Annotated in this window: 9 protein-coding genes; 4 read left to right on the top strand and 5 right to left on the bottom strand. The window is 71.4% G+C overall.

From position 1 onward, the window contains the following. Window positions 1-319: 319 nt before the first annotated feature. Window positions 320-1,132, bottom strand: coding sequence for an AfsR/SARP family transcriptional regulator (locus tag M878_RS73055; protein ID WP_023549566.1), 813 nt, complete (start codon window positions 1,130-1,132; stop codon window positions 320-322). Between the two features lie 293 nt (window positions 1,133-1,425). Between M878_RS73055 and M878_RS73050 the strand changes: the two genes are divergently transcribed. The 4 genes from M878_RS73050 (at window position 1,426) to M878_RS73035 (ending at window position 6,005) form a co-directional block, all read left to right on the top strand. Then, window positions 1,426-1,728: a hypothetical protein gene (locus M878_RS73050; protein WP_023549565.1), complete on the top strand. Its 303-nt coding sequence runs from the start codon at window positions 1,426-1,428 to the stop codon at window positions 1,726-1,728. Between the two features lie 14 nt (window positions 1,729-1,742). Beyond that, complete coding sequence (locus M878_RS73045; protein WP_023549564.1) at window positions 1,743-4,004, top strand: TOMM precursor leader peptide-binding protein; 2,262 nt, start codon at window positions 1,743-1,745, stop codon at window positions 4,002-4,004. Window positions 4,005-4,090: 86 nt separating this feature from the next. Continuing rightward, window positions 4,091-5,332, top strand: coding sequence for a sensor histidine kinase (locus M878_RS73040; protein ID WP_023549563.1), 1,242 nt, complete (start codon window positions 4,091-4,093; stop codon window positions 5,330-5,332). Window positions 5,333-5,393: 61 nt separating this feature from the next. Further along, window positions 5,394-6,005 carry a response regulator transcription factor gene (locus M878_RS73035; RefSeq protein WP_031225561.1) on the top strand — a complete coding sequence of 204 codons (612 nt, stop codon included), beginning with the start codon at window positions 5,394-5,396 and terminating at the stop codon, window positions 6,003-6,005. Here M878_RS73035 and M878_RS73030 read toward each other — a convergent pair. The 4 genes from M878_RS73030 to M878_RS73015 form a co-directional block, all read right to left on the bottom strand. Next, on the bottom strand, window positions 5,943-6,839 hold the full coding sequence (locus M878_RS73030; protein WP_023549561.1) for a 4'-phosphopantetheinyl transferase family protein: 897 nt from the start codon (window positions 6,837-6,839) through the stop codon (window positions 5,943-5,945). The two genes, M878_RS73035 and M878_RS73030, sit on opposite strands and share 63 nt — an antisense overlap. Window positions 6,840-6,843: 4 nt before the next feature. Continuing rightward, the gene (locus tag M878_RS73025; protein ID WP_023549560.1) at window positions 6,844-8,103 is read right to left on the bottom strand and encodes an acyltransferase domain-containing protein; all 1,260 of its coding nucleotides are present in this window, start codon (window positions 8,101-8,103) and stop codon (window positions 6,844-6,846) included. A 46-nt stretch (window positions 8,104-8,149) separates the two neighbouring features. Then, window positions 8,150-9,916, bottom strand: coding sequence for an acyl-CoA dehydrogenase family protein (locus tag M878_RS73020; protein ID WP_023549559.1), 1,767 nt, complete (start codon window positions 9,914-9,916; stop codon window positions 8,150-8,152). Further along, window positions 9,913-10,565: AMP-binding protein (locus M878_RS73015; RefSeq protein ID WP_023549558.1), on the bottom strand; the 653-nt coding region annotated here is incomplete at its 5' end. The genes M878_RS73015 and M878_RS73020, both read right to left, overlap by 4 nt.

The following is a 10,565-nucleotide window of genomic DNA, read 5'->3' as shown; positions in this document are numbered from 1 at the left end:
GGGGCGAACCCGGCCAACCACGGGGAGGAGCGGGCGAACTCGACCGACCGCACGGAGGGACGGACGGACTGAGCCGACCGCCGGGGGGCGAGCGGACTCGACCGACCGCCGGGAGGAGCGGGCGAACTCGGCCGACCGCCGGAAGGGGTAACCGACTTACCCGGACCGAAAACGGGAAGGGCGGCACCGGCCGCGCCGGCCACGGACAGGAACCGCAGGGGGCGGACCCAGCCAACCACGGGGAGGGGCAACCGACCCGGCAGACCACCCACGGGAGCCGCGGAATCGACCGGCAGGAGCCGCGGACGGGGTCGTCGGTTCAGCCCGCCGCGGAGAAGGGGACCCGGTGGTGCAGGTCGGCGTCCAGTGCCGGGTCCGCGGAGAGGATCGACTGGTGCAGCCGCTGCAGCCGGGGCGACGGCTCCAGGCCGAGCTCCTCGACGAGCGAACCGCGCAGCCGCTGATACGCCTCCAGCGCCCGCCAGGCCTTGTTCGAGCGGTGCAGCGCGGTCATCAGATGCGCGCAGAAGTTCTCGTGCATGGGGTGCTTGGCCACCAGCACCCGCAGTTCGGGCACGATCTCGGCGTGCCGTCCAAGGCGCAGATCGGCCTCTATACGCAGCTCCAGCGCCGCCATCCGGTCCTCTTCGAGCCGCAGCGCCTCCAGTTCGAGCACGCTGCCCACCGGTACGTCCACGAGCGCCGGCCCCTGCCACAGGTCCAGGGCCCTGCGCAGCAGCTCGGCGGAGGTCCGGTAGTCGGCCGCCTCGTGGGCGTCCCGGCCGGAGGCGCACAGCTGCTCGAACTCCTGCACGTCGATCTGCCCCGGCTGCACCTCAAGGAGGTAGCCGCCGTGCTGGGTGACGAGGATGTCCTTCGGCTGCCGGCTCGTGTCACCCTCCAGGGCGGCCGCTATCTTGCGCCTCAGCTGGAGGATGTACGTCTGCAGGGTGGTGGCTGCGCTGCGGGGTATGTCCTCGCCCCAGATCTCCTCCATCAGCGTCGGCACGGTGACGACGCGTCCCGTCTGCAGGGCGAGCAGGACGAGAATCTGCCGCGGCTTGGCGGCACTAGGCACCACCGACACGCCGTTGAGTTCCGCAGTGAGCCGACCCAGTACCTTGATGTCCATGTGATCACTCTCCCGTCTCGCGCGGGCGGTGCCCGCCCCCGTCTTACGCGGGCGGTGCCGTCGGCCGAGGGGCCGGCGGTCGCCGCCTCCCGAGCAAGGCAAAAGCTTCGCAGCAGCCGGGTTCGAGCCACAGTGTGCGGGTCATGAAGAGGCCTATGAAAATGTCATACCGCGATGGTGACGGCCACACTGTGCGGCTTGAAACAGCGCCCTCCAGAATTTCGGTGACGCGGGACGCCGAACGAATTCCCGATTCGCAGCGCTTCTCAACACTCATGACTCTGGAGGGTTCCATGAGCACGTTGACCATAGCCGCCCCGGCCCGTCCGGCCGGAGCGTCCGCGCAGGACCACGGCATCGCACTTCTCACCGCCCGAGCCGGACTCGAACCCGACCTGGCCGCCCGCTACCTCACCGACCCGGTCTCGGTGCTCGCGGAGTTCGGGGTCGCGGCGACGGAGCCGGTGTATCTGGTCGAGGCCGGCCACGAGACGCTGGTGATCGAGGACCTGGACAGCATGGACACCTCCGTCACCCTGGGCAGCTACTTCACGCCCCAGTACCTGGGCGAGCACTCCGGCCCCCGGTGCGCATGAGCAGATCCGGCACGATGCCCCGTGTGGCACCGCAGGTGGGGTTCAAGCCCCACCTGCGCGTCGAGGTGGTCGGCGGTGAGGCCGTGTATCTGCTGTCGGAGCACGGCACGACCGCCCTGCACGGCCCGGACGTGGAGATCCTCGCCCCGTTGCTCGACGGGACCCGGACCCTGGAGGCCGTCCTGGAGGAGGCCGCGACACTGCTGGGCGCCACGGCGGCGGGCCGGACGATCGCCGCGCTCGCCCAGGCCCAGCTCATCGGCTACCGCGTCCCGTCGTCGGATGCTGCCGCCGAGGCGTACTGGGAACTCGCGGGACTGAGCGGCGCAGGCGCCCAGGCAGCCCTGCGCGGAACCCAGGTGCAGGTCCTGGTGCTGGGCCGGACGGACCCGGACACCATTCGCGAGGAGTGCCTCGCCTCCGGTCTCACCCTGGCCGACGATGACGCGTCCGCCGCGTTCACGCTGGTCGTCTGCGACGACTACCTGGACCCGTCGCTGGCCGAGGTGGACGCCCGGCACCGGGCCGCCGACCGGCCCTGGCTGCTCGCCAAGCCGTACGGCGTCGAGGCCTGGGTGGGTCCTGTGTTCGGGATGCCCGGCCAGGCATGCTGGTCGTGCCTCGCGTACCGGCTGCGCGGGCACCGCGCCACTCAGGCGCCGGTGCAGCGAGTACTCGGGCTGCCCGGTCCGGTGCCGCTCCCGCGGGCCTACGTCGCTTCCGTACGCGCTCTGGGGCTCCAGAGCGCCGTCCTGGAGACGGCGAAGTGGGTCGCCGGGATGCGCTACGCCGAGCAGGCCGCCCTGTGCACTCTGGACACCCGCACCCTGCGCACGCGCCACCACCCGGTGACCCGGCGCCCCCAGTGCCCCGAGTGCGGCGACCGTGGTCTGGTCGCGGCGACCGTACGGCGCCCGGTGTCCTTCGTCTCCCGGCTGAAGTCGGCCACGGCCGGCGGCGGTCACCGGGCCCTGTCCGCAGAAACGGTACTGCACCGCTACCGGCACCTCGTCGACCCCCTGACCGGTGTGGTGCCGGAGTTGCGGCCGGCCCCGGGCACCCCGCAAGGTCTCAACCGATACGTCTCCGGGCGCAATCCCGCGCTGCGCGCCGACTCGCTCGCGGGGTTGCGTCACGGGCTGCGCAGCTACAGCGGCGGCAAGGGAACCACACCGTTGGAGGCCGAGGTCGGCGCGCTGTGTGAGGCGGTCGAGCGCTACAGCGCGACCCGCCAGGGGGACGAGCCGGTCGTGCTCGACACGCTCGCCGGACTCGGCGAGAGCGCGCTGCACCCCAACACGTGCCAGCTGTACGCCGACCGGCAGTTCGCCGAGCGGGACAGCTGGAACCGCTCTGGCGCCGCGTTCCAGCAGGTTCCGCCGCCCTTCGACCCGCACGCCCCGACGGAATGGACCCCGGTGTGGTCGATGACCGCGGGCGCCCACCGTCTGCTCCCCACGTCGATGCTCTACTTCGGTTCCGGCCCCGGCCGGCGGCCGTCACCGATCTGGGCGGATTCCAACGGCAACGCGGCCGGCAGCAGTCTGGAGGACGCGACGCTGCAGGGATTCCTCGAAGTGGTCGAACGTGACGCGGTGGGCCTGTGGTGGTACAACCGCACCCGGCAGCCGGGCGTCGATCTGGATGCCTTCGACGAGCCCTGGCTCGCTGACGTCCGCTCCGCCTACGGCAGGTTGCGGCGCGATGTGTGGGTGCTGGACCTGACCACGGACTTCGGCATCCCCGTCATGGCCGCCGTCTCCTGCCACAAGGACGCGACGTCACAGCGCATTTGCCTCGGGTTCGGCGCCCATTTCGACCCGCGTACGGCGCTGCGCCGCGCGGTGACCGAGATGGCGCAGCTGCTGCCACCGCCGGACGTGGAAGCGGAAGCGGACACCGAGTTCGCCTCCGTCCATCCGGAGCTGGCCTCCTGGTGGACAGAAGCGACTACCCGGAATCAGCCATATCTCGTACCGGACTCGGCCGAGTCGCCACTTACGCCCGCGAGTTACGTGTGCGAACCACGCGAGGATCTGCTCGGCGACCTCACCGTGGCCGAGAGTCTGGTGCGGGAGCGTGGCATGGAGCTGCTGGTCCTCGATCAGACTCGGCCTGACGTGCGGCTTCCTGTGGTGAAGGTGATCGTTCCCGGTATGCGTCACTTCTGGGCCAGGTTCGCGCCCGGCCGCCTCTTCGACATCCCGGTGACACTCGGCCGCATCACGCGCGCTACGCGCTACGGCGACCTCAACCCCATTCCGTTGTTCGTGTGAAACCGGCTAATTACAGCCATCACTGGCCGCCGTTCAGTCGTGCCCATACCATGCCTTGCGCCATGTCCCCGGGCAAGGAGGTCACGATGCCGGACACTTTCCGGAGAACGGAAAGTCCCAAGGATGCCGAGGATTCCCCCCACACCTCGGTCCATCCGGCACTGGCGCCCCGACTCGCCCGCACGATCACGCTCGTGGTTCTGGGCTGTTACTGCACCGTCGTCATCATCAACGTGCTGTCGTTCGACACGGCCAGCGCCGTCAAACTGGGCACGTGCATAGGTATCGTGCTGCTTGAGTTCGGCGTGCAGTTCAGCCTGACCTCTGCCTCGGCCCGCGCCTGGCGGCTGCGCCGGCGCCTCGGCGTTCTCGTGGGACAGCTCGTCCTCACCTACCTGCCGGCGGTGTGGTTCGGCCTCAACTGGGGCAGCATGCAGGGCCCGCTCGCCGGAACAATCCTGCTCACCCTGCCCAACCGCGTCGCCTGGCCTCTGTTCTGGCTCGTTGTCGCCACCTCCCCGGTGTACCCGCTGCTCGCGGGACAAGGCGTCCTGTACGGCTGTTACGTCGTTCTCTCCATCATTCTCGCGGGCTTCGTCATCTACGGTCTGACCCGCCTGACCGACATCGTCCAGGAAGTGCACGACACCCGCGAACAACTGGCCCGCATGGCCGTAACCCAGGAACGCCTCCGCTTCGCCCGGGACCTGCATGACCTGCTCGGCTACAGCCTGTCCACCATCACGCTCAAGGGCGAGCTGGTCAACCGGCTGATACCCACCCGGCCGGAGCTGGCCGCGGACGAGACCACGTCCCTGCTGCTCGTCGCGCGGCAGGCCCTGGCCGATGTACGTCTGGTCTCGCGCGGCTACCGGGACATGTCGCTGCGCGACGAGGCGGAATCGGCCGCGGCGGTTCTGATGTCGGCCGATGTCCGCACGGAGGTCGACGTGCGGGTCGAACGGCTGCATCCTGTGGTCGACACGGTCCTCGCGACCGCGTTGCGGGAAGGAGTCACCAACATCCTTCGGCACAGTAAGGCCGAGGTATGTACCATCAAGGCCACCAGCGAGACGGAAACGGTTCTCCTTACGCTGGTCAACGACGGAGTGGCGAACAGGGGGGAGCCTGACACGCGTTCCGGTGGCGGGAGCGGTCTGGGCAATCTGCGGACCCGGCTCGCCGCCATCGGCGGGGAACTGACGGCCGGCGTCGACGAGGAGGGCCTGTACCGCCTCGTGGCACGGGCCCCGCTCCAGCCGCACAAGGGCGAGGTTCCCGCGGGCACGGCCGCCGACGCGCCGGACGACGAGAGGTCCGCAGCCTGAACCGCAGCCTGAACAGGGGCTGATCAGACGAGTCACCGCTGCCTGGGGGAGGTAACAGGTGCTGTCCATCACTGTCCTGCTCGCCGAGGACGTGCACATGATCCGCGGCGCGCTGGTCGCCCTGCTGGAACTCGAGCCCGATCTCAAGGTCATCGCCACCGTGGAGCGGGGCGACACGATCGTCAGCACCGCGCTCGAGGTCCGGCCCGACGTGGCGGTGATCGATGTCGACCTGCCGGGCATGGACGGTCTTACGGCCGCCGCCGACCTGCATGAACAGCTCCCCAGCTGCCGCTCCCTGATTCTCACCAGCCTGGGCAAGCCCGGCACCCTGCGCCGTGCCATGTCGGCCCATGTGTCCGGCTTCCTGCTGAAGGACTCCCCTCCGGACCAACTCGCCAGCGCCGTGCGCTCCGTGGCGATGGGCGGTCGTGTCGTCGACCCCCAACTCGCCATGACCGCCTGGGACTTCCCGGACAATCCGCTGTCCCGCCGGGAGATGGAGGTGCTGCGGCTGGCGGCCCGGGGGGCCGACGCCGCCGAGATCGCCGGCTGTCTCTACCTCACCAAGGGCACCGTCCGAAACTACCTCACCTCAGTCGTCGGCAAGCTAGGCGCCCGCAACCGTGTCGACGCCATCCGCATCGCCGAGGACGCCGGCTGGATCCCCTGAGCCCGCCGGACCGGGCAGCTCCTCGCCGGTCGCCCCGTACAGCGCGTCCAGCAGCCCCTCGTGCAGCGTCGTCCCCACCGAGACGTCCGACAGCTCCCCGAACCCGTCGTCGAACACCGCGACGCTCACCACATGGCTGCCGCCGACGGCGAAGGTCCCGAACGTCCAGCCGCCGTCATCCGTGGCAGAGCCGTCGGGACGGACCAGCCGGGCGCCGGACGCACCGTGCAGGGCGAAGCCGAACTCGGTGAAACGGAACCGCAGGCCCTGGCCGAGCGCCTTGCTGTAAGCCTCCTTCAGGGTCCACAGCCGCACCATCGTGTCGTTGCGGACGCTCTCCGCGCCCCGGTCCAGGTTCCGCTTCTCGAACGGAGTGCAGGCCTGCGCCTCGGAACCGGTGTGCGCGAGCCGCCGGTCCGCGCGTTCCACGTCGACCCCGATCCGGCCCCGGCGGGTGACGCCGACGACCATCGTCTCGTCGGTGTGGCTCAGGCTGATGTCGATCTGGTCCAGGCCGCGCACATAGGGGCGGCCGCCCGGCAGATACGCCACGTCCACCAGGTGCGGCAGTGTCCGCACGGCCGCCGCGGCGGTGTACCGCAGAAACAGCCGGGAGGCGAGGAAACGCTCTCGCATACCGGCCCGGCCGAGCTTCTCGTAACGAGCCCAGTCACGGCCGAGGAGCAGGCGCAGGTCCGCCGCTCCGGCGTCCGGCTGCCAGCCGGGCATCCTGCCGTGCACCAGGACGCTGCCGTTGCGCAGAAGTTCCTCGTGCACCCGCTCCCAGGGGCTCTCCGGTCCCGGCGCCCACAGCGGCCGGCCGATCGTCGTCATCGGCTCACGCCCCCGCCAGCGCCGCCGCCAGCGGTCCCGCGTCGAGTGCCGAGATCACCCCGGCCAGATCCACCGCGTCGCTCTCCGGACCGCGGCACACCGCCAGGCAGGTCGGCCCCTCGCTGCCGCCCATCCGGCGCAGGAACGGCGTGAGCACCACGCGGGGTCCGATCTCCACGACATGGGTGGGGGTCTGCTGGGCGAGCATCGCGCGGGCAGCGTCGGCGAAGCGGACGGGCGAGGTGATCTGCTCGCTCCAGTACGCCCCGTAGAGCGGTTCGGTGGTCAGCCGGCCGTACAGGGTGGAGTAGAACGGCACCCGGGCGGCGCCGCCGGCGATCCGGCGGGCCACGGCGTCGAACTTCGGCACCATGGGGGCCATCAGCGGTGAGTGGAAGGGGTGGGTCACCGTCAGATGCCGGCAGGCGATGCCCCTGCTCTCCAGCTGCTCCTGGATGCGCTCGAGCCCCGCGCGATCGCCGGAGAGCACGGTGGCCTTGGCGGCGTTGATGGCGCTGATGCCGACGCCGGGCTCGGACGCGACCAGCTCGGCCGCCTCGAACGGGGCCGCGCAGGTGGCCATCATGCCGCCGTCGGAGGGCAGGTACTGCATGAAGGCGCCGCGCAGCGCGACCAGCTTGGCGGCGTCGGGCAGCGACAGGGCGCCCGCGACGGCGGCCGCCGCGAACTCGCCGATGCCGTGGCCCAGGACGGCGACCGGGGTCACGCCCTCCTCCCGCAGGGTCTGCGCCAGGGCGTACTCGACGGCGAACAGCGCGGGCTGGGTGAACGCGGTCTGGTGGATCCGCGGGTCGTTGCCGAGGATCAGCTCCACCACCGACGTCCCGGTGTAGGGCAGCAACTCGGCGGCGGCCTGGTCGAGATGGGCGCGGTAGCCCGTGCAGTTCCAGTACAGGCCGGAGGTCATGCCCGGGTGCTGGGAGCCCTGTCCGGTGAACACGAAGGCCGCCCGGACCAGGCCGCCGCCCGCCGGACGCGGGTCGTGCTGGGCCATGTACCGGGCCAGCTCGCGCACGGTGGGATACGTCTCGATGTCCGTGGGGTCGATCAGTGGCCCGAACTCCTCCTCGATGTCGCCGTAGAGGCTGAGCGCGGCCACCGAGTCGAAGCCTCCGTACTCGTGGAACGGCACGTTCTCGTCCACCGGCACACCGAGGTAGTGGCTGAGCCGCTCCGTGAGCCATTCGCGCTGGGCCGCGCCGAAGGAGTCGTCGTGTGCGTCGTCGTGCTGGGGTTCAGACATGGTCGGTGCTCCATCTCGGGCTCGGGTGGATACCTCCGCCGGCGGATCAGGCCAGCGCGGAGCCGTACAAGTCGTAGCTGCGGCGGCCGTGCAGGCGGTCCAGTGCCTCGGCGAGCACGCGCTGTTCGCACGCGGCGACGGGGCTGCCCCGGCCCGCCTGGTCCCGGGGCAGGTCGGGCAGGGGCAGGCCGAGGCGCCGGGCGAGGCGGTGGAGCACCGCGGACGCCCAGGCCGGATCGGCCAGGAACGCGTCGGCCGGAGCGCTGGTCTGCGCGCGCCAGGTCCCCAGGCAGGCCGCCGCCGCCAGGACCAGGGTGTAGCGGTCGGCGAGCGCGAAGTTGTGCGGGCTGGCCAGCGTGGCCCGGTCGCCGGGGTCGACCTCGCCGAACGCCTTGGCCAGCTCGCTGAGTTCACCGGTGAACGCCCGGGCGAGCGTGCGCAGCAGCGGCCAGTCCTCGCGCCCCGGCACGGTGAGGTCGGCCGACTCCAGCCATGCGGTGCAGGCGACCAGGGTCGCGGCCAGCGGATCGCTGCCGGAGAGCAGGGACAGGCGTGGCAGGTCCAGCGGCGGGAGATCTTCGTGCGGCCGGAACAGCGCGGCGGGTGCTTCCCGTTCCGCGAACCAGGCGTGCCGTGCGAAGTGCGGCAGCTGCGGCAGGATGCTGACCTGGCGGCCCGCGCTGCCGGCGTGGCCGAGCGAGGTGACGGGCAGGTCGCGCAGCTGCTTCTGGAACATCCCGTATGTGCCGCTCACCGCGAAGCTCTCCTCGCCGAGCACCGCCGCCATCTCGTCCATCGTCTCGGCGGCGAGCCGCGGCGCGAGATAGGCCGCGGACGCCGCGTACACGCTCATCTGATGCGGCAGCAGATGCAGCGCCCGGGTGGCGACCAGGGCCAGGCAGTCGATGAGCAGCAGGTCGAGGAAGGCGCCGGTGAGTACGTCCCGCACATGCCGTACGTCAAGAGAGGAACGGCCGTCGGCACGGCGCCGGGTGGCGAACGCGGCGACCGTGCGCAGCGCGGTGTCGACACCGGCGAGCACGATCGACGGGATGAGGCCGCGGATCAACAGGGAGGAGCGCAGCGACAGTTCATAGCCGTCGCCGACCCGGCCGAGCACCGCGCTGTCGGGCACGGTGCAGTCGGTGAAGGCGAGGCCGCCGAACTCGGCGCCGCGCATCCCGGTGGTGGAGTGCCGCCCGGTGTCGGTGATCCGGTCGGCGGGCAGGGCGGCGCGGTCCAGGAGCAGCACCGAGTGGCTGCGGCCGCCCTGCGCGTCCGCGGTGCGGGCGAAGACCACCAGGCCGCGGGAGCGGGCCGCGTTGGCGATCGCGGTCTTGCCGCCGCTCACCGACAGGCCGCCGCCGGCGGCGGGCCGGGCGGTCAGCTCGTCGCGGACGAAGTCGTTGCCGTGCGCCACCTCGTGCCGTGCGACCGCGACACGGCCGCCGTCCAGCAGCAGCCGGGCGACGAAGCGGCGCTGCGCGGCGCTGCCCGCGGTCCACACCGGCACCGCGGCGAAGAAGCAGCTCAGGCCGTATCCGAAGCCCAGGGAGGCGTCCCGGCGGAACAGCGGGCGAAGGAGCCGGCCGAGGACGTCCATGCGCCACAGTCGCCCGCCCAGTTCGGCGGGGACGAACTCCGCGTTCAGTCCGAACACGTCGAGCACCCGCTCGGCACCGGACACCGGCTCACCCGCCGCGTCGGCGGCGAGCAGCGCGGCGGCGCCGAGCGGGTTCGCGGGATCGTCGAGGGGGCCGAGGGCGGCCTCCAGGGCGTCGATCCGTTCCTGCGGGCCGGGCGGTGTTGTCATCGCGGACCCTTTCGTGGCGTGACGCGCCGCACCAGCCGTTCGACCTCCGGGTCGACCCACTGGTGCAGTGCGGTGAGTTCACCGTTGAGGAACATCCGGCGCATGGCGGCCCGTTCCAGCTTGCCGCTGGTGGTGCGCCGGACCGTGCCGGGGCGGACCAGGAGGACACCGCTCGGGGCGACGTCGTACTGCTCGCTCAGCCGTCGCTGTACGCCGGCGGTGAGTTCGGCCAGGTCGACGCCGTAGCGGCTGCGGCCCCGCAGCTCCTGGACCACGACGACGTGTTCGCGCTCGCCGGGCACCCCGAACGCGGTGCCGGAGCCGAACAGGGCGCTGACCTCGCGCACCGTGCGCTCCAGGTCCTGCGGATACAGATTGCGTCCCGCCACCACGATCACGTCCTTGATCCGGCCGGTCACGCACAGCCGTCCGTCGACCAGGGCGCCGAGGTCGCCCGTGCGCAGATAGCCGCCCTCGCCGTCCTTGATCCGCCCGTCGAAGATGTCGGCGCTGTCCCTCGGGCTGCCCCAGTAGCCCGGCGAGACCGACTCGCCGCGCACCCAGATCTCCCCGACCCGGCCGTCCTCGAGCGCCCTGCCGGTGCCGGGGTCGACGATGCGCACCTCGACGCCCGCGGGCCGGCCGCAGG

The organism is Streptomyces roseochromogenus subsp. oscitans DS 12.976, assembly GCF_000497445.1.
In the GTDB taxonomy this organism is placed as follows: Bacteria; Actinomycetota; Actinomycetes; order Streptomycetales; family Streptomycetaceae; genus Streptomyces; species Streptomyces oscitans.
The sequence above is the reverse complement of the archived record's forward strand: the minus strand, read 5'-3'. Positions and strand labels throughout refer to the sequence as shown.

Coding starts and splice junctions, on each gene's coding strand:
- M878_RS73045 (WP_023549564.1), top strand. CDS start 1,743: ATGCCCCGTGTGGCACCGCAGGTGGGGTTCAAGCCCCACCTGCGCGTC.
- M878_RS73030 (WP_023549561.1), bottom strand. CDS start 6,839: ATGACGACGATCGGCCGGCCGCTGTGGGCGCCGGGACCGGAGAGCCCC.
- M878_RS73050 (WP_023549565.1), top strand. CDS start 1,426: ATGAGCACGTTGACCATAGCCGCCCCGGCCCGTCCGGCCGGAGCGTCC.
- M878_RS73025 (WP_023549560.1), bottom strand. CDS start 8,103: ATGTCTGAACCCCAGCACGACGACGCACACGACGACTCCTTCGGCGCG.
- M878_RS73040 (WP_023549563.1), top strand. CDS start 4,091: ATGCCGGACACTTTCCGGAGAACGGAAAGTCCCAAGGATGCCGAGGAT.
- M878_RS73020 (WP_023549559.1), bottom strand. CDS start 9,916: ATGACAACACCGCCCGGCCCGCAGGAACGGATCGACGCCCTGGAGGCC.
- M878_RS73055 (WP_023549566.1), bottom strand. CDS start 1,132: ATGGACATCAAGGTACTGGGTCGGCTCACTGCGGAACTCAACGGCGTG.